Annotated in this window: 26 protein-coding genes, 2 tRNA genes and 1 pseudogene; 22 read left to right on the top strand and 7 right to left on the bottom strand. The window is 36.0% G+C overall.

What is annotated here, in order from left to right; translation table 11 throughout:
• Positions 1–32: 32 nt before the first annotated feature.
• The 3 genes from steA to BkAM31D_RS15420 are packed head-to-tail and all read left to right on the top strand — an operon-like array spanning position 33 to position 2,621.
• Entirely contained in the window at positions 33–1,172 is a 1,140-nt protein-coding gene (gene steA, locus BkAM31D_RS15430; protein ID WP_066159140.1) for a putative cytokinetic ring protein SteA, read from the top strand.
• Positions 1,165–1,830: a glycosyltransferase family 2 protein gene (locus BkAM31D_RS15425; RefSeq protein ID WP_066159143.1), complete on the top strand. Its 666-nt coding sequence runs from the start codon at positions 1,165–1,167 to the stop codon at positions 1,828–1,830. The genes steA and BkAM31D_RS15425 overlap by 8 nt, the downstream gene beginning before the upstream one ends.
• Positions 1,827–2,621 carry a hypothetical protein gene (locus BkAM31D_RS15420; RefSeq protein ID WP_066159146.1) on the top strand — a complete coding sequence of 265 codons (795 nt, stop codon included), beginning with the start codon at positions 1,827–1,829 and terminating at the stop codon, positions 2,619–2,621. The genes BkAM31D_RS15425 and BkAM31D_RS15420 overlap by 4 nt, the downstream gene beginning before the upstream one ends.
• A 232-nt stretch (positions 2,622–2,853) precedes the next feature.
• Here BkAM31D_RS15420 and BkAM31D_RS15415 read toward each other — a convergent pair whose 3' ends face one another.
• Positions 2,854–3,093, bottom strand: a complete 240-nt coding sequence (locus BkAM31D_RS15415; protein ID WP_066159149.1) for a DUF2627 domain-containing protein — start codon at positions 3,091–3,093, stop codon at positions 2,854–2,856.
• Between the two features lie 184 nt (positions 3,094–3,277).
• On the opposite strand from BkAM31D_RS15415, the pseudogene BkAM31D_RS15410 reads away from it, so the two are divergent.
• The 12 genes and pseudogenes from BkAM31D_RS15410 to BkAM31D_RS15355 all read left to right on the top strand — a co-directional run bounded on the left by BkAM31D_RS15410 (position 3,278) and on the right by BkAM31D_RS15355 (position 14,657).
• A pseudogene (locus BkAM31D_RS15410) lies at positions 3,278–5,328 on the top strand (sigma-54 interaction domain-containing protein).
• A gap of 171 nt (positions 5,329–5,499) precedes the next feature.
• A complete protein-coding gene (bcd, locus tag BkAM31D_RS15405; protein ID WP_066159155.1) occupies positions 5,500–6,594 on the top strand; it encodes a branched-chain amino acid dehydrogenase in 1,095 nt (364 codons plus the stop codon).
• Positions 6,595–6,630: 36 nt separating this feature from the next.
• Entirely contained in the window at positions 6,631–8,052 is a 1,422-nt protein-coding gene (gene lpdA, locus BkAM31D_RS15400) for a dihydrolipoyl dehydrogenase (protein WP_066159158.1), read from the top strand.
• Positions 8,053–8,077: 25 nt separating this feature from the next.
• Positions 8,078–9,073, top strand: coding sequence for a thiamine pyrophosphate-dependent dehydrogenase E1 component subunit alpha (locus BkAM31D_RS15395; protein WP_066159160.1), 996 nt, complete (start codon positions 8,078–8,080; stop codon positions 9,071–9,073).
• Between the two features lie 18 nt (positions 9,074–9,091).
• Positions 9,092–10,075 carry an alpha-ketoacid dehydrogenase subunit beta gene (locus BkAM31D_RS15390; RefSeq protein ID WP_066159163.1) on the top strand — a complete coding sequence of 328 codons (984 nt, stop codon included), beginning with the start codon at positions 9,092–9,094 and terminating at the stop codon, positions 10,073–10,075.
• A 19-nt stretch (positions 10,076–10,094) separates the two neighbouring features.
• A complete protein-coding gene (locus BkAM31D_RS15385; protein WP_276565224.1) occupies positions 10,095–11,372 on the top strand; it encodes a dihydrolipoamide acetyltransferase family protein in 1,278 nt (425 codons plus the stop codon).
• 122 nt (positions 11,373–11,494) lie between these two features.
• Positions 11,495–11,974, top strand: coding sequence for a hypothetical protein (locus tag BkAM31D_RS15380; RefSeq protein ID WP_066159166.1), 480 nt, complete (start codon positions 11,495–11,497; stop codon positions 11,972–11,974).
• 222 nt (positions 11,975–12,196) lie between these two features.
• Complete coding sequence (locus BkAM31D_RS15375) at positions 12,197–13,246, top strand: metal ABC transporter solute-binding protein, Zn/Mn family (protein ID WP_066159169.1); 1,050 nt, start codon at positions 12,197–12,199, stop codon at positions 13,244–13,246.
• A gap of 196 nt (positions 13,247–13,442) precedes the next feature.
• A complete protein-coding gene (locus BkAM31D_RS15370) occupies positions 13,443–13,868 on the top strand; it encodes a BrxA/BrxB family bacilliredoxin (RefSeq protein ID WP_066159172.1) in 426 nt (141 codons plus the stop codon).
• A 124-nt stretch (positions 13,869–13,992) separates the two neighbouring features.
• Positions 13,993–14,358, top strand: coding sequence for a hypothetical protein (locus tag BkAM31D_RS15365; protein WP_066159175.1), 366 nt, complete (start codon positions 13,993–13,995; stop codon positions 14,356–14,358).
• Between the two features lie 86 nt (positions 14,359–14,444).
• Positions 14,445–14,519 (top strand) — tRNA-Arg (locus BkAM31D_RS15360).
• A gap of 65 nt (positions 14,520–14,584) precedes the next feature.
• A tRNA-Val gene (locus BkAM31D_RS15355) sits at positions 14,585–14,657 on the top strand.
• A 103-nt stretch (positions 14,658–14,760) separates the two neighbouring features.
• Here the strand turns inward: BkAM31D_RS15355 and BkAM31D_RS15350 are convergent.
• From BkAM31D_RS15350 to BkAM31D_RS15330, 5 genes are all read right to left on the bottom strand, one after another.
• Positions 14,761–15,864, bottom strand: coding sequence for a site-specific integrase (locus tag BkAM31D_RS15350; protein WP_066159178.1), 1,104 nt, complete (start codon positions 15,862–15,864; stop codon positions 14,761–14,763).
• A gap of 418 nt (positions 15,865–16,282) precedes the next feature.
• Positions 16,283–17,014 (bottom strand): TatD family hydrolase, encoded by a 732-nt coding sequence (locus BkAM31D_RS15345; RefSeq protein ID WP_066159181.1) that lies wholly within the window; start codon positions 17,012–17,014, stop codon positions 16,283–16,285.
• Positions 17,001–18,209 carry a 7-cyano-7-deazaguanine synthase gene (locus BkAM31D_RS15340; protein ID WP_066159184.1) on the bottom strand — a complete coding sequence of 403 codons (1,209 nt, stop codon included), beginning with the start codon at positions 18,207–18,209 and terminating at the stop codon, positions 17,001–17,003. Before BkAM31D_RS15340 ends, BkAM31D_RS15345 begins: the two co-directional genes overlap by 14 nt.
• The gene (locus BkAM31D_RS15335) at positions 18,210–18,845 is read right to left on the bottom strand and encodes a hypothetical protein (protein ID WP_066159188.1); all 636 of its coding nucleotides are present in this window, start codon (positions 18,843–18,845) and stop codon (positions 18,210–18,212) included.
• Between the two features lie 185 nt (positions 18,846–19,030).
• A complete protein-coding gene (locus BkAM31D_RS15330) occupies positions 19,031–20,203 on the bottom strand; it encodes an SIR2 family NAD-dependent protein deacylase (protein ID WP_257391579.1) in 1,173 nt (390 codons plus the stop codon).
• 350 nt (positions 20,204–20,553) lie between these two features.
• On the opposite strand from BkAM31D_RS15330, the gene BkAM31D_RS15325 reads away from it, so the two are divergent.
• From BkAM31D_RS15325 to BkAM31D_RS24465, 5 genes are all read left to right on the top strand, one after another.
• Positions 20,554–20,958, top strand: coding sequence for a hypothetical protein (locus tag BkAM31D_RS15325; RefSeq protein ID WP_066159191.1), 405 nt, complete (start codon positions 20,554–20,556; stop codon positions 20,956–20,958).
• 253 nt (positions 20,959–21,211) lie between these two features.
• Entirely contained in the window at positions 21,212–21,394 is a 183-nt protein-coding gene (locus BkAM31D_RS15320) for an RNA polymerase sigma factor (protein ID WP_066159192.1), read from the top strand.
• A gap of 247 nt (positions 21,395–21,641) precedes the next feature.
• Positions 21,642–22,016 (top strand): RNA polymerase sigma factor, encoded by a 375-nt coding sequence (locus BkAM31D_RS15315; RefSeq protein ID WP_066159194.1) that lies wholly within the window; start codon positions 21,642–21,644, stop codon positions 22,014–22,016.
• Entirely contained in the window at positions 22,009–22,716 is a 708-nt protein-coding gene (gene spoIIP, locus BkAM31D_RS15310; protein WP_085449809.1) for a stage II sporulation protein P, read from the top strand. The genes BkAM31D_RS15315 and spoIIP overlap by 8 nt, the downstream gene beginning before the upstream one ends.
• A gap of 56 nt (positions 22,717–22,772) precedes the next feature.
• The gene (locus BkAM31D_RS24465; RefSeq protein WP_257391578.1) at positions 22,773–22,877 is read left to right on the top strand and encodes a hypothetical protein; all 105 of its coding nucleotides are present in this window, start codon (positions 22,773–22,775) and stop codon (positions 22,875–22,877) included.
• A gap of 122 nt (positions 22,878–22,999) precedes the next feature.
• On the opposite strand, the gene BkAM31D_RS15300 is transcribed toward BkAM31D_RS24465, so the two are convergent.
• Positions 23,000–23,839: a tyrosine-type recombinase/integrase gene (locus BkAM31D_RS15300; protein ID WP_066159199.1), complete on the bottom strand. Its 840-nt coding sequence runs from the start codon at positions 23,837–23,839 to the stop codon at positions 23,000–23,002.
• A 170-nt stretch (positions 23,840–24,009) separates the two neighbouring features.
• Between BkAM31D_RS15300 and BkAM31D_RS15295 the strand changes: the two genes are divergently transcribed.
• The gene (locus tag BkAM31D_RS15295; RefSeq protein ID WP_066159202.1) at positions 24,010–24,438 is read left to right on the top strand and encodes a DUF4181 domain-containing protein; all 429 of its coding nucleotides are present in this window, start codon (positions 24,010–24,012) and stop codon (positions 24,436–24,438) included.
• Between the two features lie 151 nt (positions 24,439–24,589).
• On the top strand, positions 24,590–25,039 hold the full coding sequence (locus BkAM31D_RS15290) for a DUF3888 domain-containing protein (protein WP_066159205.1): 450 nt from the start codon (positions 24,590–24,592) through the stop codon (positions 25,037–25,039).
• Positions 25,040–25,113: the final 74 nt, after the last annotated feature.

Below are 25,113 nucleotides of genomic sequence, written 5' to 3'. Positions count from 1 at the left end.
TTATGAACAAACGGTGTAAAGAGGGTTATTACATGGCAGAGCTTATAACAGGTCCTATTTATGAACATAATCATACAAAGAAATTGCTCCATTATTTACCCAATCATTGTATTGTTTTTCTTTGGCATGAAGATTTAGATGGGGTTGCGGTTGATGGCTTAATAGAAGCCAAAGTCAAAGCGGTCATTAATGGAAAAGCATCTATGAGCGGTCGATATAAACAACACCATGTAAGATCACTTCTCCAGGCTGGAATACCGGTGTTTGATTGTTCGTCAGAAGTATGTAAAGATAAATCATTTTTTGGGGGAGAGGAAGCGCTTATCTTCAAGGATGAACTTTATGTAGTAAGAGAAAATGAGGATGAACCGAGATGGGTAACAGATCTTATTTTCTATGATGAAGAGCTGTTAGTCTGTAAAGATAGACAGGCTGAAACGAATTATCACAATCAATTTCAACATTTTGTTGAGAACACACTTAAATATGCTGAGAAGGAATGTGAATGGTTTACAGGTGGTATTGAGGTTCCTCTTTCCTTTCAAGCAGTTAAGGAAAAGGATGTCTTCATTATTGCAAGAAATACAAATTATGAAAAAGATATTAAAGCTATCCGACATGCTTTACTAAAGAAAGGTGTAATCATCATCGCTGTTGACGGAGCAGCTGATGGATTAATAAAACAACGAATTTGTCCTGACTTTATTATTGGTGATATGGATTCAATAAGTGAAAAAGCGATCTCTTGTGGGGCTACATTATTATGTCATGAGCATCCAAACGGTTCATCGCCAGGGAAAGAAAGGTTAAATGATTTAGGATTAAATGTTGAAACGATACGATTTATCGGTACGAGTGAAGATGTTGCAATTACAGCCTCGTATGTAACGGGAGCAAAACACATGTATTTAGTAGGTTGTCGAATTGGAATGAATGAATTTCTTGAAAAAGGAAGAGCGGGAATGGGATCAACTTGGCTGAGCCGAATTCAAGCAGGAGAGATCATTACAGACTTAAAAGGAATTCATACGTTAATTGGACAAGGGAATATGATCTCATTTAAGTGGAGCAGGGGTAATCATCTTAAGCAATCTATTATTGAGGTGTTGGAAAATCTCCTCCCAGATCGAATGTTGACATGGAAAAAGAAGGAGGTACTTCGTCATGATTGAGGTCTCCTACGTGATTCCTGCTTTTAATGAAGAAGAGAGAATTGAAAAAACATTAAAAGCTCTAGTAACTTTAACAGGTCATAATGAAATTATTGTGGTTGATGATGGAAGTACGGACGATACCGCTGAAATAGCAAAAAGGTATGCAACGAAGGTTATCTCATATCGAGTTAATAAAGGGAAGGGATATGCCCTTAAGGAAGGCTGGAAAGAAGCAAAGGGAGAATACATCGCTTGTCTTGATGCGGACTTAGAGGAATCGGCAATTGAGGTCACCTCTTTGTTAGAGCCGCTGAAAAATGGAGAAGCAGAAGTAGCCATTTCTATTATTTCCCCTGGTAAAAAAGCAGGAATGGGGATGGTTAAGAAAAGAGTTCAATCATTAGTTTACCAAAAAACTGGTGTGAAAGTAGAAGCGCCGTTATCGGGACAACGAGTCTTTCATCGTAAGTGGCTATCTGTTCTTTTGAAACGGACGTATCAAGGGTTTGGAATAGAAACACAAATGACGATAGATTTGCTTCAAGCGGGCGCAAGTTATTTAGAAGTGAGAACAAATATGAAACATCGTGAAATGGGAAGAACTATGAAAGGGTTTTATCATCGTATGAAGCAATGGTTGGACATAGAAAGACAGCTTAGGGGAGTTCAATCATGATTGCATATTTTATAACAATCCCAATAATTGCCTATTTAAGTATGATTGCATTCCGTACAATGGAGCTCTCCGTAATGAATTTTGAAGGAAAGAGAGTCCCTTATAGTTTAGGGGTTGTGATTATTTTTAGCTACTCTTTTCTTTATGCACATACTCCACATTTAGAAAAGTCATTATCGATTGCTTCGTTTATATTTGTACTCGCCATTTGGTTGTTAGGTCTAATAGATGATGTCTTTGGAAAGCCTTATCCTAAGGGTCTTAAAGGACATGTGATATACTTTTTGAAAAATAAAAAAGTGACAACAGGCTTAGTTAAAGCTATTGGGACCGTAGTGGCTACTATTTTGTACCTTTTCTCTAGTGAAACAAGGTCTTTAATTACTTATATGATTGCCTTTCTATTGTTAACTGGTATACCACACGTCATGAATTTATTTGACACAAGGCCACTTCGTGTTTGGAAATTGACACTGTGTTGTACAATTTTCATCTTAGCTCTTAGTCCGCTCCCTTCCTTTCTTTTCGTCGTAATGGTGCTTACACTGTTTTATATCTGGTATGTGTTAGAAGGTTATCGAAAGGCGATGTTAGGGGATAACGGTGCTACATTAGTAGGGGCCATTTTAGCTATTGTAATCATTAATCAGTTGACGATTACGGTTCAGTATGGATTATTATTATTTGTGTTGGTGTTAATTTTGGCTGCGGAGAAATATTCCTTTTCAGCTTTAATAGAAAACTCATCTTTCCTTAAAGCGGTTGATCGGCTAGGTGTAATCAAGAAATAAGAAGTAATAAAAAGTATGAATTTACCAATGTAAACGCTCAGATGAATAAATTTATCGAGCGTTTTTTTTAGTTGGAATGATTAATTAAATTAAAAAAGAAGCTAAGACAAAGCGCTTTATTAACGAAAAATCCGAATGGAATGACGGACGATACGTAGCATCTTCTGTTAAGGTTGTCGTCATGTCGTATTTTCAATAGAACTGTTATGTCTCAGCCTCGTGTAGTTTAGAGTTAAGATTTTCTTTGAAACCGGGGAGCTATTTTTCCATTTTTACGATCACGATGGAAAATAAACCCACCAATAAAGCTTAAACAAACGATAAATAGAATTAAACCACTAAAAAATTGCAGTGTTAAATTTGGGAATGGACTGTTCAGGAGCTGGAAAATGGTATCCCTCATTAATTTTATTCCGTATCCAGCGATGACCCCAGGTATTAGTAAAATCATTAATGCTAAGAAACGTCCCATAAATTTTAAGCCTCTTTCGTAAAAGTTTAAAAGGATCTAAAGTTGCCCTTCTAATGAATACTTATATCTTATCGAAAAATCTTCCTTATGTCATGTTTCTAGTTGCATTTTTGTTTTATTTGCGTAATAGTTAGAGTAGATTTAATACTAGAAGTTAAGACCAAGTCTTAAAAGGGGGATGTAGATGAAGCGAGCTATAATTATTGGAGCTGGCCAAGGGGGACAGCGCTCTTTCATTTGCTAATGAATATGGAATACATCCAAGTTATGGCTGTGTTTGATATTGATCCAACAGCCCCAGGATTGAAGATAGCAAAGCATCATAGTGTGAAAACAGGGAGAGAGTGGAAGGGTTTTTTAAATAAAGAAATTGATTTCGTTTTTGAAGCGACAGGGAATTCAGATGTTTTAGCCGAACTGCGTCAACACGTAAGCTCGAAAACAATGATTGTTTCTTCTAAACTATCCCGTCTTTTCCACTCGCTTATGATAGAGAAAGATCAATTAATACAAAAATTAAATGAACAGACGTCTATTCAAGAAACGATATTAAATTCTACATATGATGGTATGGTTGCAATCGATATAAATGAACAAGTTCTTATTTTTAATGAAGCTGCTGAACGAATATCTGGAATAGAGGCAACTCAGGCGATTGGTAGACCAATAAAGCAATTATTACCGTCAAGTGGCTTACCGCGTCTTCTTAAAACTAAGCAAGTGGAACATCATCGTAGGCAGCAATTTGCTAATGGAACAACGGTAATTACGACTAGAGTACCAATGTTTGAGGAAGGCAGAGTAATCGGAGCGCTTGCTGTGTTCAAAGATATAACAGAAATTGTTGAAATGTCAGATCAAGTTACTAATTTAAAGAGCATCCAAGTAATGTTAGAAGCAATCATTCATTCCTCGAGTGATGCAATATCGGTTGTGGATGAAGAGGGCAATGGATTATTGATAAACCCAGCTTATACGAAGCTTACGGGATTACCTCCGGATAAAGTCATTGGACACCCTGCTACAGCCGATATATCTGAAGGCGAAAGTATGCATTTACAGGTGCTTGAAACAGGTAAAGCTGTTAGGGGAGTCCCATTAAAAGTAGGCCCGAACATGAAAGATGTAATCGTTAATGTAGCTCCTATCATTGTTGATGGTGAAAAGCGAGGTAGTGTAGGAGTCATACATGATGTGTCCGAGTTGACCTCTTTACATTCGCAACTTGAGAAAGCCAAAAAAAGAATTCAAACATTGGAAGCTAAGTATTCGTTTAATGAGATTGTTGGCGATTCGAAAGAAATGAAAATCGCAAAGGAACAAGCAAAGATGGCTGCCTTAACACCAGCGACGATCTTATTGAGGGGAGAATCCGGAACAGGAAAAGAATTGTTTGCTCATGCTATACATAATGAGAGTCAAAGAAAAGGATATCCATTTGTAAGGGTAAATTGTGCGGCTCTTAATGAGAGCTTGTTGGAAAGTGAATTATTTGGTTATGAAGAAGGTGCATTTTCTGGGGCGAAACGAGGAGGGAAACGAGGGTTATTTGAAGAAGCTGATAATGGAAGTATTTTTCTTGATGAATTAGGGGAATTATCAAGTGCGATGCAGGCAAAACTTTTAAGAGTCTTACAAGAACAAGAAATTGTTAGAGTAGGTGGAACAAAACCGATTACGATCAATGTAAGGATCATAACAGCAACAAATGTGAACCTCGAAAAAGCTATTGCTGAAAAACGCTTTCGTGAAGATCTATACTATCGCTTAAATAAGTTTCCGATTTACATACCCCCATTACGAGAAAGAAAAAGTGATTTAAAGCGACTTGCTCGACATCTTTTAGCAAAATTAAATAAAGATTATGGTCGTTACATTCAATCGATCTCTGAAGAAGCAATTATGACATTGAACCAATACCATTGGCCGGGGAATGTTCGAGAACTAGAAAATGTTCTCGCACGGACTATGATCTATATGGAACCATCAAATCAGTTAATTGAGAGCTTTCACTTACCAACGCTTACTGATAATAGGGTAAAAGATAACAGTCAGTCTAAAGGTAACACTGAGATTTCAGAGGGAGATTTGCAGACGATGGTACAACAGTTTGAAAAAGGTGTTATTGCACAGACACTCATCCGTTATGAAGGTAATCGAACTAGGGCAGCAAAAGAATTAGGGATTTCGATTCGGTCGTTATATTATAAAATGGAAAAATACGGGATTGCTTAATTTTGCATGCAAGAAATTGCAATGTATGAAAAATATTGCGCAGTCTATATTCGTTTGTGAGCGTTTTGTGAAGACTAGGAAGGGATGACGCTTCTGGCACGATACTTGCAGAAATGAAAGGTAAGTAATCTTAATCTAATAGATGAAGAACAGAATGAAGGAGGCAACATCATGGAATTATTTTCATATATGGAGAACTATGACTACGAGCAAGTGGTCGTATGCCAAGATAAATTGTCAGGACTAAAAGCTATTATTGCTATTCATGATACAACTCTAGGCCCAGCGCTTGGGGGAACTAGAATGTGGATGTATGATTCAGAAGCAGATGCATTTGAAGATGCTCTTCGTCTAGCAAAAGGAATGACATATAAAAATGCAGCTGCTGGCTTGAATTTAGGTGGAGGAAAAACAGTCATTATCGGTGACCCGCGTAAAGATAAGAATGAAGAGATGTTTAGAGCCTTCGGACGCTATATACAAGGGTTGAATGGACGTTATATTACAGCGGAAGATGTGGGAACAACGGTTCAAGACATGGATACTATCTATGAAGAAACAGATTATGTAACAGGTATCTCTCCTGCATTCGGCTCATCAGGGAATCCATCACCTGTAACTGCTTATGGTGTCTATGTTGGAATGAAGGCTGCAGCAAAAGAAGCATTTGGGACTGATGACTTAGCAGGTAAAACCATCGCTGTTCAAGGTGTTGGTAATGTTGCTTATAATTTATGCAAACATTTGCATAAAGATGGAGCGAATTTAATTGTAACGGATATTCATAAAGAATCTGTTCAACGTGCAGTGAATGATTTTAACGCAAAAGCGGTTGATGTAAATGATATATATGGTGTGGAATGTGATATTTTTGCCCCGTGTGCACTTGGGGCTATCATTAATGATCAAACGATCCCACAACTTAAAGCGAAGGTGATTGCTGGAGCTGCTAACAATCAATTGAAAGAAGAGCGCCATGGTAGCCTGATTCATGAGATGGGAATTGTCTATGCTCCCGATTATGTTATCAATGCTGGTGGAGTGATTAACGTTGCAGATGAGTTAAATGGATACAATAGTGAACGAGCCTTAAAGAAGGTAGAAGGTATATATCAAAATATTGAGAAGGTTATTGAAATATCTAAACGTGATCAAATTCCGACTTTTAAGGCTGCTGATCGTATGGCAGAAGAGCGAATCGAGAGAATGAGAAGATCACGCAGGCAGTTTCTACAGAACGGACAACATATTTTATCTCGTAGATAAGAAAAGGATGAGTCGCAGTTAGGAGGAGAAGGTGAAATGGCTGAAGAATATGATCTTGTTATTCTAGGAGCAGGTACAGGAGGGTATGTAGCAGCTATTAGGGCAGCGCAACATGGTATGAGAGTAGCTGTTGTTGAGAAGGAAAAGCTTGGAGGAACATGCTTACATAAAGGCTGTATTCCAAGTAAAGCGTTGCTCCGTAGTGCGGAAGTTTTTTCGGCAGCGAAACGCTCTGAGGATTTTGGAGTTATTACGAGTAATGTTCAACTGAACTTTAGTAAAGTCCAAGAGAGAAAGCGATCAATCGTTGAACAGTTACATCGAGGGGTTCAACATCTAATGAAAAAAGGAAAGATCGATGTCTTTGAAGGAACTGGCAGAATTCTTGGGCCTTCGATTTTTTCACCGACACCTGGAACGATTTCCATTGAAAGAACGGATGGACAAGAAAATACGATGCTGATCCCTCAATATGTCCTTATAGCAACTGGCTCTTCTCCAAGGGCGTTGCCAGGTTTAGAAGCTGATGGCCAGTATGTCTTAACTTCAGATCATGCGTTAGAATTAGAAGCTTTGCCTTCTTCGATATTAATTGTTGGCGGTGGAGTGATAGGAATTGAATGGGCATCTATGTTAGCTGACTTTGGAGTTGAAGTAACTGTTATTGAATACGGTGACCAGATTCTACCGACAGAAGATTTTGAAATTGCAAAAGAAGCTGTTAAGCAACTTAAGAAGAAAGGCATTACCTTTGTGACAAATGCAAAAATACTGGCTGATACGCTAAAAAAGAACAAAGGTATTAAGATTTCTGCAGAAGTAAATGGTCAATTACAGGTGTTTGAGTCAGAAAAACTATTACTCTCGGTCGGAAGAGAACCGAATGTGAAGAATATCGGTTTAGAAAATACCGATATTGAAGTAGAAAATGGCGCAATTAAAGTTAATGAATTTGGCCAAACAAAAGAAACACATATGTATGCAATTGGTGATGTAATTGGTGGATTGCAACTTGCTCATGTAGCTTCGCATGAAGGGATTGTAGCGGTTGATCATCTAGCAGGGAAAAAGCCTGAAGTAATTAACTATGAGACTGTACCGAAATGTATTTATAGCAGTCCAGAAATGGCGAGTGTCGGATTGACGGAGAAAGAAGCAAAGGAGCAAGGGTATCAATTAAAGATTGGTACTTTCCCTTTTAAGGCAATAGGAAAAGCGCTCGTCTATGGTGAGACGGAAGGGTTTGTAAAGGTAATTGTTAATGCAAAGAATGATGATCTTCTCGGTGTGCATATGATTGGTCCTCATGTTACAGATTTAATCTCTGAAGCCGCACTAGCAAAAGTATTAGATGCCGCTTCATTTGAAATTGCAGAAACAATTCACCCGCACCCAACTTTATCAGAAGTGATTGGGGAAGCGGCGCTTGCAGTTGATGGATTCGCGATTCATTCATAGTGGACTAAATAGAGGAGGAAAGAAAATGACTGAAAATCGACATCATTCACTTGGTATCTCTGATGATACTGCCCTTGAGATGTATAAAACCATGCTGATGGCTCGGAAAATTGATGAACGAATGTGGTTATTAAACAGAGCCGGGAAAATCCCGTTTGTCATTTCGTGTCAAGGACAGGAGGCAGCTCAAGTAGGTGCAGCGTTTGCTCTTGATCGAAATAAGGATTACATTCTGCCGTATTATCGTGACTTAGGAGTCGTATTAACGTTTGGTATGACTGCGCAAGACATTATGTTATCTGGTTTTGCTAAAGCAGAAGATCCAAACTCTGGAGGAAGACAAATGCCTGGGCACTTTGGGCAGAAAAAAAACCGAATTGTAACAGGGTCTTCTCCTGTAACGACGCAAGTTCCTCATGCAGTAGGAATTGCTTTAGGTGGAAAGATGGAAGGGAAGGATTTTGTTACCTTTACAACATTTGGGGAAGGTTCATCCAATCAAGGCGATTTTCATGAAGGAGCTAATTTTGCTGGGGTGCACAAGTTGCCTGTTATCTTTATGTGTGAGAACAACAAATATGCAATCTCTGTTCCGATTGAAAAACAACTTGCCTGCGAAAAAGTATCTGACCGTGCCATTGGATATGGGATGCCAGGTGTAACAGTTGATGGAAATGATCCTCTTGCTGTCTACAAAGCTGTCAAAGAGGCAGCAGATCGTGCAAGAAAAGGGGAGGGGCCGTCTTTAATTGAAACGGTATCCTATCGCTTAACTCCACATTCAAGTGATGATGATGACCGTGCTTATCGCCCTCGAGAAGAAGTTGAAGAGGCTAAAAAACTAGATGCTATTTATACTTTCGCTGATTATTTAAGAGAAGTAGGCCTATTAACAGATCAAGTTCAAACTGATATTGAGGTAGAATTAGCACAAATTGTTGATGCGGCAACCGAATATGCAGAACAAGCACCTTATGCTGATCCTGAATATGCACTGAAGCATGTTTATACAGAAGAATAGGAAGGGGGAAAATCAATAATGGCGATCATTTCTTATATAGAAGCAGTTACACAAGCGTTAAGAGAAGAAATGGAAAGAGACTCAAAAGTGTTCGTACTTGGAGAAGATGTGGGAGCACGAGGTGGTGTTTTTCGAGCTACGAATGGATTGTATGAGCAATTTGGTGAAGACCGTGTGATGGATACACCTTTAGCTGAGTCGGCGATCGCCGGCGTTGGAATAGGGGCGGCAATGTATGGGATGCGCCCTGTTGCTGAGATGCAGTTTGCAGATTTTATTATGCCGGCAGTCAATCAAATTATTTCAGAGGCAGCAAAAATTCGCTATCGATCTAATAATGACTGGAACTGTCCTATAACGATTAGAGCACCTTATGGTGGAGGGGTTCATGGTGCGTTATATCATTCGCAATCAGTTGAAGCTATTTTTGCTAGTGTTCCAGGGTTAAAGATCGTAATGCCATCAACCCCTTATGATGTTAAAGGGTTACTTAAGGCAGCGATTCGTGATGATGATCCTGTTCTATTTTTTGAACATAAGCGCGCTTATCGATTGATTAAGGGTGAAGTGCCAGAGGATGATTACACACTTCCGATCGGCAAAGCGGATGTGAAGCGAGAAGGCGATGATATTACGGTTATTACTTATGGCCTTTCGGTTCATTTTGCGTTACAGGCAGCTGAACGTCTTGAAAAAGAAGGTATTTATACACATATTCTAGATTTACGTACGATTTATCCTTTAGATAAAGATGCGATAATTGAAGCGGCTAGAAAGACAGGTAAGGTGCTGCTCGTTACCGAAGATAATAAAGAAGGAAGTATTATGGGCGAGGTTGCGGCAATCATTGCTGAGCATTGTTTATTTGATCTTGATGCGCCAATTAAACGTTTGGCAGGCCCTGATGTCCCAGCAATGCCTTATGCGCCAACAATGGAAAAATATTTCATGATAAATCCGGACAAAGTTGAAAAAGAAATGCGTGAACTAGCAGAATTTTAAATGGAAGGGAGGGTATGCTGTGGCTACTGAAATGACTATGCCCCAATTAGGGGAGAGTGTGACAGAAGGGACGATTACAAAGTGGCTTGTGGAACCAGGTCAGGTTGTGAAGAAGTATGAGCCAATTGCAGAAGTGATGACTGATAAGGTTAATGCCGAGGTGCCGTCCTCTTTTTCAGGCACAATTAAAGAACTTCTAGTTCAAGAAGATGAAACCGTTGAGGTAGGGGTCGTGATTTGTACGATTGAGGTCGAAGGAGAACTAAATGACCAATCAAAAGAACGTGTTTCCACGAAAAAAGGAAACGAGGAACAGGTTGAAAACAAAACAGAAAATGATCATTCTGAAAAGCGCCGCTACTCACCTGCTGTACTACGGATGTCACAAGAACATGGAATTGATTTAGAGCAGGTTACTGGTACTGGTAAAGGTGGCAGAATTACACGCAAAGACTTACAACTCTTAATAGATAGTGGTGAAACACCTTCAAGTAAGCCTATTAGAATAGATCATCAACCTGAAGAAGTAACAAAGCCAATCGTTCAGAGTGAGCCTAAAAAAGACGTAGCTCCAATAACTAGTGCAGGAGATATTGAAATTCCAATAAGTGGTGTACGTAAAGCCATTGCCTCAAATATGGTGAAAAGTAAGCATGAAGCTCCGCATGCCTGGACAATGGTAGAAGTAGATGTAACAAACTTAGTTCAATACCGTAATCAAATTAAACAACAGTTTAAAGAGAATGAAGGGTTTAATTTAACATTTTTGCCCTTTTTTATTAAAGCTACCGTTGAAGCGCTAAAGGAATTTCCGCAACTTAATTCAATGTGGGCAGAGGATAAAATTATTCAGAAAAAAGATATAAACATTTCGTTAGCTGTTGCAACGGACGATGCTTTGTATGTTCCTGTCATTAAACATGCTGATGAAAAATCAATCAAAGGAATCGGGCGAGAAGTAAACGATCTAGCTCATAAAGTACGTACAGGAAAATTAAGTGGTTCGGATATGCAAGGTGGGACCTTTACGATAAACAACACAGGTTCTTTCGGATCTGTTTTATCTGCTCCGATTATTAATCACCCTCAAGCGGCCATTCTTTCGATTGAATCGATTGTAAAAAGACCGGTTGTTATTGAAAGTGAGGCAGGGGATATGATTGCGATTAGAAGCATGGTAAATCTCTGTTTGTCTCTTGACCATAGAGTTCTTGATGGACTTGTATGTGGACGGTTCCTTGCTAGAGTAAAAGAGATTCTTGAGACTATGACAGCAGACACAACTTCAATTTATTAAGATCAACTTTAGGGTTATTCCATTGGTCAATACTGCCTAGGATAACCCTTTTGTTATTGGTTACATAAACTTATTCGAGTTGGTTACTCTATTACTAACTATGAGGAAAGGGTGACCAATTCATGAAACGTTTTCACCAGTTGTTTATTATTGCGCAAATCCTATTCATTGCCTCAATAGCATTTACATCGTTGGCACCAGCTCAAGCGGAAGGAGCAGACGAGATACAAAAAGAGGCAACAAGTTGTGACCATGATAAACGAATTAGCAAAGATCTGAGGATTCACCTTGATTTTTATTACGAATTGTTAGCAAATAAATATGATTCTGCTGATGTAGAGAAATGGAAAGAAATTCGTTCAGAACGAGATTTATTACAAAAACGTTTAAAGGAAGCAAAGCAAAAAGGAGAATTACAGAATGGTCAAGTCGTTGAAAAAACATGGCTAGATCGACATGCAAAACTACAGAGTGCTTTTACGACTGCAGTTGAGAAAAGAGATGAAGAACAAATAGGAGCATTGTTACCCCAAATATTTGATCATTATGAAAAGCTGAATGGAATTTATAAAAAGCGGTTAAATTTGACTAATGCGCTTTAAGTCTAAACTTTTTAAATAATCAAAAGGAACAGTTCGGTAACCTCCCAACCTACTGAGATTCTCTAAGAAGGTCCATTACGACTTCTTAAGAGAATCTTTTTTATTGAAGTCATAACATAAAAAGTACCAACTTTTAATCAGAAATTGTTATTTACAAATCGGAAAGATTACGATATAATTCATAACTGTGATAAAACGGAATCGTTACGAAAGGAGTTAGTCATGAGAAAATTATCTAGTATATTCGCTTTTTTACTTGTTCTTACAGTGTTTCTTGCCGCTTGTGGTGGAAATGAGCAAGAAGAACAACAGTCAACAACCGAGGATGTTGATCAAGAGTCAATGGAGGTATTGGAAATTTATACAACAATATTTCCGTTAGAAGACTTCGCTAATAAAATTGGTGGAGAATTCGTTAATGTAACAAATCTTGTTCCGGTTGGTGCAGACGCACATACATTTGAACCTACAGCCAGAGAAATGATTAGTGTTGCTGAAGCTGATGCGTTTATTTATAATGGTGCAGGACTTGAAGGGTTTGTAGATGCTTTAGTTGAAACGGTGGATGGTGAGAGCATAGCCATCGTCACAGCATCAGAAGGAATCGATTTACTTGATTATGATCACGATCATAATCATGATGAGCATGCACATGAAGAAGAGCATGATCACGATCATAATCATGATGAGCATGCACATGAAGAAGAGCATGATCACGATCATAATCATGATGAGCATGCACATGACCATGATGAAGATCCACATGTATGGCTAGATCCAATTCTTTCTATTACTCTTGCAGAGAATATTAAGAACGTATTAATTGAATTAATGCCTGAACAAGAAGATTTCTTCTCAGCTAATTTTGAAGAGGTTAAAACAGAATTAGAAGTGATTGATCAAGAATTTCAAGCGATGGTAGATGCGGCAGAGAAAGATACTTTCTTAGTATCTCACGCAGGTTATGGGTATTGGGAAGACCGTTATGACATTGTGCAAATTGGGATCTCGGGTATTTCACCAACAAATGAACCTTCACAGCGTCAAATTCAGGATATTATTGAATTAGCTGATCAATACGGCCTAGAATATGTGATGTTTGAACAAAATATTCCAACAAAAATAGCTGAGGTTGTAAAAGGGGAAGTAGGGGCAGAAGCTCTTTATCTTCATAATCTTGAAGCACTTGTACAGGAAGATGTTGAAAATGGCGAAGATTACTTTAGTTTAATGAGAAAAAACATTAAAGCATTGGAAACAGCACTTCAATAACGAGTAAATCGAAAATGATTAAAAATGTATTAAGGAGATGGAAATAAATGGTATTTCTATCTCCTTTTTCCTGTTAGAAGCAAATTTTGAGTTTTTATAATGATCATTCATTTTTTCTAAGCAAAAGAATTGGTTTTATTTATTCAACAGGTTACAATACTAATAAGTGTACAGATTTTATGAGAGGTGGAGAACAATGCAATTTAATTTCTTTATGAATGATGTTGTGAACACAGCGCGTCAAGAAATGGTAGAAGCAGGATATGAGCAGCTACAAACAACTGAGGAAGTAGATACAGCCTTATCAAAAGAAGGAACAACACTTGTTATGATCAACTCAGTATGTGGCTGTGCAGGTGGAATCGCACGTCCAGCAGCGGCTTACATGAAAAATTATGAGACAAGACCAGATCGTTTTGTAACAGTGTTTGCAGGGCAAGATAAGGAAGCAACAGCTAAAGCTCGAGAATACTTCACAGGCTATGCACCATCTTCTCCGTCATTTGCACTCCTAAAAGACGGAAAGATCATGACAATGGTTGAACGTTTTGAAATTGAAGGTCATGAGCCGATTCAAGTCGTTCAGAAACTAGAGAAAGCATTTGATGAATATTGTAAATAAACAATATAACGAGTAAACGAAGTGACTTAAGTAGAAAACACTTAGGTCACTTTTTATGCTTTTGGTACATCCCGATAAAATTATGATATACTACAGTATAAGTTAAAGAAGGAGTGTGCACTACATGCAAGCTTTATATGATCAAATTCAGGTTTATTTAAATATGGAAGAAGAAATTTCGTTTAAAGAATTTAGTGAGTACTACCGTAAAGTATTAGCTGAATTAGGCGAAGTTCATGAATCTCTAGACGAAGAAGGCGTTTGGAAAAGTCTATTTATTGTTGAAAATGTAATGTCTAATGCAGAAGGCCGTGCGAAAGAAAAGAGAGGTTCTGAGTCAAAAAAGTATGCGAAAATGGCTCAGCGTCTAGAATTATGGGCAAAGAACCTTGCTAGCCGCTTAGGACAAGCTGGTTATACAGAAGAAGACATTAGCGAACGTTTTAATAAAATGCTTGAAGAAGGACCTTCAACTACAAAAGCTAAGTAATTGAATGATTAAAAAGTAAAAAGAGAGAAGAACCTTTACAACTTCTCTCTTTTATGTTATATTAGAACATGTCGCTAATTAGTGTTGCGCCTATGGTGAAAGGGATATCATTCAAGATTCCGGTTCTTGCGTTGTAGGTTCGAGTCCTACTAGGCGCGCCAACTACATATTGACAAAACACTATCAAACAATTATATTATTAATTGTTGATTCTAATTTACACCATGATCCGTTAGCTCAGCTGGGAGAGCGCCACCTTGACAGGGTGGAGGTCACTGGTTCGAACCCAGTACGGGTCATTTCCTAAAAAGCTAGTAATGACGCGCCTTTTGAGATTTTAAAGGGCGTGTTTTTTTGTGCATGGAATAGAGAGAAGAGGGTTTTGATCACATTTTGATCACTTTATTTTGCGTTTCGTTTTTCGGGTGTTTTTTTCTGATAAAAAGCTGAACCGAAGTCTGCTGCTATTTCTTCTTGGATGTTTGGCATGATGTGAGCGTATGTTTCCATTAATGTTCGAACATCGTGTCCGAGTCTTTCAGAAACTGCTTTTGGGTTTGCTCCATTTTGCAGCAACATAGATGCGTGTGTATGGCGCATATCATGAAAATCAATTTGTCTTACTCCTGCTTTTTTCATATAGCGGTAAAATGTTCGAAGAAGGTTTCGCTGGTTAATGGGTGTTCCTTTTGTAGTTGGGATTACTAAATCAAAGTCTCGGTACTCTTCACCTAAATAGAGTTTTTCTTTTGTTATTCGTTTTTTTTGTTTTTTGAGTTCTAGCATTGTTTCGTAGTCTACGCGGATGCTGCGTTGACTATTCTTAGATTTAACTTTCGGATCAAGAGCACTGGTACCACGCTCTAATGTTTGGTCAACGGATATTGTATTTCTGTCAAAATAAACATGTTTCCAAGTTAGCGCTAATATTTCACTTTGTCTCATACCAGTTGTTAAAGCAAGGAGAAACGCAACATATTCCCGATGCTCTTTGACGTGATCTAAAAATTTTCTACAATCATCGTAAGTCCAAATTTGAATTTGCTTTTTGTTTAATCGTGGGGCTTCAACGATGCTTGCAACATTATCAGTGATGAATTTCTTTTTGACTGCGTATGTTAGTATTTGTTTACATAGTTTATGAACATCATTAATACTTGTACTTGAGAGGTTTTTATCTGTTTTTAGTTGCTCATAGAAAATGTTTAAGTGTTCATCGGGAAGTTTTGAAACTTGAATATAGCCTAATGCAGGTATGATGTGATTCTTTAAAAGTCGTTTATATTTGGTTAGTGTTGTATCACGTATTTTCTTTTTGCTTAGGATCCATTTGTCGACGAGCTCGTGCATGAGTAGTTTTTTTGGAGGGGCATATGAACCTTGACTATATTGATTTATTAATTTTGCACAAGCAGCCTCCGCTTCTTTTTTTGTATCAAATCCTCGCTGTAATTTCTGTAGCCTTTTTCCTGTAGCCGGATCAGTGCCGAGATCGACTTGATACATCCACTTATAACCTTTTGAACTATTTTTTACTGAGTACTTTTTAAAGGTAGCCATTGAAACCGTTGATATAAGGGATTTTATCACCGTTGTTAACAACAATATTTACTCTGTTACATTTGAAAACAATCAGAAGAGGATATTGTTATCAAAGAGAAACATACAAGAAATAAGGAACACTCAAAAGACTACATTCTATGAACTAAAAGATCGTTTTCTCATTGTTGAGGTTACGGAAAGAAGGGGTGTTTATGGCATTTAATAAATGTGTCTTTTGGCAATTAAGCGTATGCACCAATTTATGAATAAGCGCAGCTTTACACGGAGAGGTGGTCATGATAGGCTACTATGCCTGGCAAGCTACAAGCTTGCCGTGTTGCCAAATTTCATGGCCATAGAGGCTCCGTGTCAACAGCCTCCCTTACTTATATAAATCCTTCTCAATTAATAATCGTCTGAAATTCTTATAAATCTGATCTTTAAATGAGGGTATGACTTTTTCAAAATCACAATACAACTCCGATATTGTAGAAGGGTAAATTATTTTTTTGTTGTATTTTGCAAAAGGACCATCTGTTTCAAAAAGGATACGATCCAAAGGTAATCGTTCAATAATTTTTTGACCATTTTTACTCTGTAACATCTTAGGATTTAACGAAAAATAATATCCGTTATCTACAATTTTTTCTAAAGTTGTCAGTTTACCACTATACCAATGGAATATAGCATGCTTTACTTTGTTTTGGGTAAGGATTTCTAAAGTAATATCTTCTGAATTTTTAGAGTGGATCGTATAAATTCTACCCTTATTAAAAGTGGGAGAGGTGACATATTCAAAAGTCCTTATCTGTCTATTTTTGATTTCAACATGCTCATTATAAAAATCTAGTCCAACTTCTCCAATATATCTGGTGTTTTGAACTAATTTATTGAACAGGGTTTCATTAAAGGTAAATTCGCTCGCGACTTGAGGATGAAATCCTAAACATAATCTCACATATTTATAACCTTGGAAAGCAGTGTAGTGTTTATTAAACAATTCAGGTAGGTTTGTTACAAATAATGTATAGATTTTCAACCTTTCATACTCCTGTGCAATTTTTTGAGGTTCAGGATAATGGTCTATGTGAACATGAGTATCAATAAGGTGCATACTTTTTCATAAACCTTTCATATTCCTCAGCAAATTTACTAAACATTTTCTGGTTGCTTATTCTAAACTTAGGATCTTCCTCATAATACTTTTCTCTAATTTGCAATTGATAGTAAATCTGATTACTTTTTATTAAATCATAGTAGGTCTTAAAATAGTTTATATTACTGGCATAATCTTTTCTATAGTTACCTTCTTTTATATCTGAAATCTTAACATCATAAGGGTATTCATAATTCACATCAAAAATTTCGTTGTCATAGGCAGCTAAAGAAATTTTTCTTAAAACACATGGTATACATATGCCACATTGTCCAGAATGAGATCTTTCAGGATGTGACCGCCCTTGTCCACACGTAAAGGTATGTTCAATTGCTTTTTTAAATTCTGCATTCATGTCATTAGTAATTTGACCTTTTGTCATGAATAAGAATGGATGATTAATTTTAATATCTATACTTAGCTTTTCCAATAATGATTTATATATAAACATGGTTTTGGGATGAGTTGTCTTAGTTGTATATCTGTTTTGTATCTCTGGGTTAAGAGAAAGGATACCATTCTCATATAAATAAACTTCTTTGGAAGAGTTAAAATGGGCTTTTGCAATTGCTAACGCAAGATATAATAGTGATCTTGTTGACTGAATAAAAGTCTGCTTCTTCTTAATAGGTTTGTCTATTAGAATAATTTCAGTTGCATCATCAAAAATTTGTTGATAGAACTCTTTAACATCTAATTGTTTGGTTTTTTCCTCACCTTTGTTAATAAAACCAAGATAATCACTTTTTATATTATTTTTGTAATTGTAATAAGCTCCAGCAAAGGAGTCTAACCCACCTGAAAAAAGTGTAACAACATTGTTAGTACCAGGGATTAAGCCATTAACATAGCCATCAATGGTATCACTTGAACCTATAAATGTTATTTTCATTGTATCTTCTGATACCCATTTCACTAATTCTTCAATCTGTATAACATTTTTTGTCCAAATGTCGGGGTTGAAAACAGGAATAGTCAATTCAATGTACCTAGGTTTATCATTTACCTTAGAAGTCTTAACATCCGCACAATAAATAGCTCCCATTGTAGTTACCAAATCTAAAATTATAGTGCTTTTTCCTTTATAGTCATAATTAACATCCTTCAAAAGAATTGTATGTAAATTAGACAAAGAATCAATTGTAAATTGCATTTAAAATTCACCAAAGCTAGCTTGAGAAGTTTGAGTAGCTATTTCGTCTAAAATTTCATTCAAAGAAATTTTGCGATCAATGAATGAATTTACTTTAGAATAAACTGATGTATTCATTATTTGATTTGTAACATTCTTAACCATATTTTGAATTAAATTATAGTCTAGTTCCTCATAGATATCTTTAATATTGTCATTTAGCTCTCCAAGTAAAACTTGATAGACAACCTCATAAAATAATACTTGAGCAAATGAATATGCATCAAAATCATCAACCTCTAAGAATTTTCCCATAACAATTTTTAATGCTTTTTCAAGTATTTTAGATGAAATAATTGATGAGCTCTCTATTAGGTCTAGTATCATTTCTAAGAATTCTTGTTGAGACACAGGGTCCGTAACTAATTCTTGCTTAGTTTTACCTTTAAAGCCATTAGATTTCAATGAAATGAATTGACTAGTAATAATTCTTATAGAATTATCTATTGTATCTTCCTGATCAAAACTTTCGTTTAAAACCTTTTTGGTTAATATCTTTTTTGTGAGTTCTGGAGCAGTATCATTAATATTAGAGAGTGGTTTTTCTTTTAGAAGTTTCTTAATTTCATTAGATAATTTTCTTTTAGAAGTTCCCATTATTAGCCCCCATTTTAGATAATTAATATGTGCGATTGTACTAAAAGCACTACTATCTGTATTTTTATATGTTAATATTTTACTATATAGAAAGAACTTGAGAAAGGGTACTGTGAAATTAAGAGATTACTTTTCACTTAACGCTCACTAGATACCCAGTGAACTTTCCTTATATTAAAAGCCTACTACTCACTGATAAATTCACAAAGTAATTTTACTTCATTCTCATTTAGACTTTTTGAGGAAACAAAGGAAGAATACTCTAGGAGTCTTTGTTGCCTTTTGATCGGGTGTTCGGCTACTGTTTTACAGTCATTTCTCATCTTATTAACCCAAGGCAAAACGTACTGTTGTAATTGTTCAGGCAGGGTTTCAAAATTGGCTCCATACTCAATCCAATCGTTTATATTAGATGAAAGTGATGGAGTAGGTTTCCATCCCCAGCTATATACCTTTTCAATAGCTTTTGCAGCAGCAACAATATAACAACCTTGGCTTATAACCTGAATCCTTATAAAGAAGTTATCACTTCCGTACTTGCACTTAGGACTTCTAACATTTGCAGTTGCCATAAGAGTAGATAAAATTTCGAGTTTATTTAATGGTTCACTTATTTTCAAATTAAAAATAGCTGCGTTTAAAGACTCAGTATCTTTGTCGTTGTTTACAGACTTTGCGAGTTGAATAAATGCGTTTACAATTCTTTTCTCAAAGTCAGAGGGAATATTAGAGGCATCACAAATCTGCCTAAAAGCTTTAATCCCAACTGAAAAAGAGTTTCTATTTACTATTTCCTCCAACAGTTCAATTTTTTGTTTGTTAACTACTTTTACAGGTCTCGAAGAAGTTGGTGTGAAAAATTCTTTCATTTCATTATCCAGCTTTTTTATCCTAGCCTCTTCTAGTACACGTTTTAGAAAGTGCTTGAATGCAGTTTCATGGTTTTCTATAGCTGGACATTCTTTAAGGGGGTCAATTAAAATAATTCCGTATTCGTCACATAATATTTGAAGCTCTTCACTATACTTATAAGCGATCATATAAGATACAGGTAGTTTACCAAAAAATGCTTCGTTAAGTTCAGCGAACATCTGCTGGATATTTATATCGCGGAAACTATAGCCTACAAATAATAAGTTTTTTGCTAGAAGATCAGAACGTAAGCGAATATTTAGGGCATTTTGAGTTTCGTTCATCCTTTTTTCATAATCTTCTGTTGTAAATACGATTGTTTCAGGGGAACCAAGGTCGCCATGAAACTTAATGTAAAGTTGTTCTGATAATTTAGTTTCAGCAAAGTCCTCTAATTGAATAATTTTTCTATACCTTTTCCCATACTTTTCATATCCTTTTTCCATAACATTATCTTGGTTTGTTGTATAGATTGCGGGGACACCCATATTCATTAGAGTTAAATGAGTATATCCTTTATCATCATCAAACTCAGAAATCTCTAACTTGCTTTTAAGGAACTCACAAAACTGTCCTCTTCCCAACTTTAGACAAAGAAGAAATTGAACTATTGAAGAGACGTGTGGAAGAATTGGAACGAAATAAATAGCGCTATAAAAAAGGTTCAAGTGAAAATAATATTTAACTAACATGAAAGAACTTAATCAAATTTCATTTCTGTGGTGAAGCAAGGCTTCATGGATGGCTAACGGGTGCTTGAACGAAAGAACAATATAAATCTTAGGGGATTGGGATTGTGAGAAAATCATTTTTTGTTTCTATCTTAGTAATTGCTTTTTTAATTGTAAACGGTTGTAGTCATAATACTATAGAGAAAATTAAAGCGGATTATTTTGATATAGGCTTAGGACAGAGTTTGTACAGTGGATATAATAAAGTGGAGCAGGAAACTGTTCAGTCATTTGTAGATGCATATAATCAAATTGAATATATTGGACAAACTAACCAACAAATCAATTATGATAAGGCAATAACAATAACATTTGTCTTTAATGACCAAATTTCAGGCATGTTAGTTTTAGATGATAAGGGGATTTTTCATCTACATGATAATGTTGAAGAAAATTATAAAATCGAGCCAAACAATGATTTATATGAACAAGCAATTGAGATATATAACGATTTGAAGCAACAATATTAAAATTTCACTTAAACTAAAGGGTAGCGATTGCTAAATAAAGGGTAATCGCTCTTTCTTGTTGAAGTTAAAGAGGTAGGTTAACATAATAAGACTCAATTTCTGACTTTTAAATCGATGCTTGATAGTATCGATTTTTTCTGTTCTAAAAGGGGAAGTTAGATATTTAACAGAAATTATTAAAATTAATCCAATTCTGTAACCTTTTTTATCTAAAAACGACTAATGATTAGATACATAAAAAGGAGGCGAAGTTTTGAGAGACGAAACAAATACAGAAGAAGAGATTCGCAATATTTATCAATTACATTACAAAGATGTATATCGGTTTATCGTTTCTTTTACAAAGACTCAAGATGAGGCAGAAGATTTAACACAAGAAGTTTTTATTCGTTCTTTTTGTTTATGGCATTTAATAAATGTGTCTTTTGGCAATTAAGCGTATGCACCAATTTATGAATAAGCGCAGCTTTACACGGAGAGGTGGTCATGATAGGCTACTATGCCTGGCAAGCTACAAGCTTGCCGTGTTGCCAAATTTCATGGCCATAGAGGCTCCGTGTCAAGCTCATCGCGTATGGATAAAGATACGGATTTTCGTATTCCCTTAATTGCCATTTCATACAAAAGTTAATTGCCAAATACATTCTTTTAAATCATTTTCAAATTTTAAACGAAAGTCTAATGTGAAAACATGGTTATTTTCAATTGCAAGAAATGTAGCTATTGATTATTCGCGTAAAGCTAAAAGAAAACTTATTTTTAATGAAGTTCTGTTAAAAATGATACCTTCCAAACAAAAGTCTACTGAAGATGTAATAGAGATAAAAGAACAAGTTGGAGATGTCTTTAGCACTGTTAAGGGTTTAAAAAATGAATACAGAATGGTCATTCTCTTACGTGCGGTGAACGACTTTTCAATAAAAGAGACAGCGGATATTATGGGATGGTCGGAATCAAAGGTAAAGGTATCTTATCACCGTGCTTTAAAACAGCTTAAAACACATCTTGAGAAGGATGAAACAGAGAGTAATGGAAGGTGGTTAATAGAAAATGAATAAAAAAGAAGAGTCTAATATTATAGAGCAGCTAAAGCGAGAACACTCAAAAATTACTCCTCGTGATCAGTTCGTTCGAGAATTAGAGGAAACACTTGTAAAGCGTTTTTCTAAAAGAAACAAAAACAAATTATCTTTACCTGCTTTTGCTTTAATTTTTTCCACATTGATTTTCAGTATGTTGGTATTTAACCTTGGGAGTTTGAATGAAGGAACTTCTGCTTTAAATAGTGATAACCCACAGGTTTATATTTACCATACTCATAATACTGAATCATTCTTACCTGATTTAAACGTTGATGACGGCAGGCTCGCTTTCGATGAGGAGATAAACATTACACTAGTAGGGCAACATTTGAGTAATCAATTGGAAGGAAAAAATATACGAACTATACATGATAACACTGACTTCGTGGCGCTTCTACAAAAACAGAATTTAGAGTTTCGGCAAGCATACGAATTATCAAAAATAAATGTTGAACGAGCGCTAGAGGCACATGATAGTTTGAAAATGGTATTTGATATTCATAGAGATTCAACTTCAAGTATAGTTACAACAACAACAATTAATAATCAAGAAGTAGCTAAATTACTGTTTGTTGTAAGTAGAAACCATGATGGTTTTGAAGAAAACTTAAAATTTGCAGAATTAATTCACAAACAATTAGAGGAGAAATACCCAGGTTTATCTAGGGAGTTTTAATAGAAGACTCTACTTTCAATAAAAACACATACAATCAAGATTTATTTGGACAGTCAGTGTTAATTGATGTAGGTGGTATTGAAAATTCAATTGAAGAGGCAAATAGAGCGGTTGAACTTCTAGCTGAAGTTATAAATGATGTTTTAGCTGAAAACGAGTGACCGTATATTATTTTTTCATGAGGAGCGACCTTCCAGAGTTAGGGAGGTATTTCCTTATTCAACTAACGGGTAGCGAGAATTTAAAAGAGCAACACTTCCCTAGTGCTGCTCTTTTGTCATGTTTAAAAATATTTTCTATATAAGTCTTGTCTAAGTCGTCCACTCAGTTGGGCATAGATCCGTGTCGTCTCCGTTTTTTCATGGCCGAGTAAACTCTGTATGACATCAATAGGGGCTCCATTGTTTAATAAATGAGTGGCATAACTGTGTCTAAGCTGATGGGGGTGTATGGTTTTATTAATGCCTGCACGGCTTGAAATACGTTTTATGATATACCTCATTTGAGCGATGCTCATTCGATGAGGTGAACGATCTGTCACAAAGATCGCGGGATCATTATCTTGACGGATGTTGATGTACCGTTTTAACCAGATGTCACATTTGATGTTAAAGTACACCTCACGTTCTTTATCGCCTTTTCCTCTAACAATAGCAGAACGATTAGACCAGTTAATACAATTCTTGTCCAGAGAGACAATTTCACCAATACGGCAGCCAGTTGAAAACATAAACTCAAACAGCGCTTTCTCCATTGGCATTTTACAAGCTTCCCTAAGATGTTCAATCTCTCTTTCTGTAAGGAACTTGGGTATTCGTTTCCCGACTTTTGGTTCCTTGATCTTATAAGCTGGGTTTGAGGGAATGTGTCCCTCTTCATGTGACCACCGAAACAAGGACCGCATGAACCGAATTCGATAGGCTAAGCTAGACGGCTTTAAAAGTTCGCTTGATTCCGCTAAATACTCCTTTAATTGATTTGTAGACAATGATTCAATCGCCACATCAGTAAAATAGCGGATAAGAAGGCATGATTGAAGCCGGTAAGCTTTTAACGTTTGAGAAGAGAAACCTTCAATTCGTTTATCAGATTCATAGGTTTTCCACGCTTGTGATAAGAGCATCTTAATCCCTCCTGTATAAGTCTTTACAGGAATTATTGACGTTTTTGTTTCAAGGAATACAATAAACAATGTAATCACGTAAAAGGAAATTAATGTTAAACTAAAGGGGCAGGTTTGTAAGATTCAATGCTTATTGTAGTAAAAGTCCATGTTTAGAGGAGGGTAATTTTATGTATGGTGTAGAGCCTACCTTTTGGCTGAATTTATTATTGATTTTAGCTATTGTAATCCTATTGCTTGTTTCCTTTAATACAATCATGAGAAAGTGGCTAAAAGTTGAGAAGAGGAAATTCTTTTCATATAACCATGTTAATGCAAAGCATAAAAAAATGGATTGGGCAATTAGAATTACTACCATATTCTTCATCTTTTTAGGATATGTTATAACCATGATGAGAGGACCTATGGAAATGATTTGGTTTTTACAACCGTGGTTTATACTATTAATTTTTATTGTTATTTCTGAAATGGTAAGAGCAGTTATGGAACGAAAGTATGCAGAAAACTCTAATGCTTATAAATTAACAATTAGTCAAATAATATTTTCGCTTATACTGTTCTTCACTTTATACATGACTGATTTTTTTGGATTAATATAAGTAATGGAAAATTATTATACTAAAGGGAGCGATGCTTTAACAAGGCATCGCTTGCTTTATTGCGCTAACCGAGCAGGAATGTTGAGTAAGAAATACTTTTTAGCGCATATTAAACATATCAAAATTTGCAGAAAAAAATTGAGGTGTTTATATGAGTAAAATAATATCATCGTTATTATTAGTCCTAATTGTTTTAGCTCCTATTTCTTTTGTTTCAGCTAGTGACCTTAGCGGGAAAACAACAAAGGAAATTTATGCTTCTCCAGAAGAGCTATTAGTTGATATGATTAATCCTTATATCACAGAAATTGTTAGTGAAGAATGTGGAGAAGGAGTGCATTGGACATTTGAAAGAGTGAACAAATTAGAGTTGATTGTAGATCATACGGGTTCAGAGTCGAAAAGTTGGTATGAACTAAACTTGATGATTCGTACATTTAGTTCTACTTCAGATAATGAAGACATGAGTTTGGACACGGTGACTTTACATATTGATCCTAAAACCTACTTTGGTTCAATTGAAGGTAAGAGAAAGAACCTTGATGAAGTGTCGGTTAAAGTTGTTAATTACAGCCATCATCATGATAACGAAAAGGAATAAGCGTCTCATTCCTATGAGCTGTTGAAAAACAGCTCTTTTTTGTACTCCCTATTCTAATTAACTTATGGAACTTT

Origin of the sequence: Halalkalibacter krulwichiae, assembly GCF_002109385.1 — a bacterium.
In the GTDB taxonomy this organism is placed as follows: Bacteria; Bacillota; Bacilli; order Bacillales; family Bacillaceae_D; genus Halalkalibacter; species Halalkalibacter krulwichiae.
Note: the sequence above shows the minus strand (reverse complement) of the source record. Positions and strands in the feature narration are given on the sequence as shown.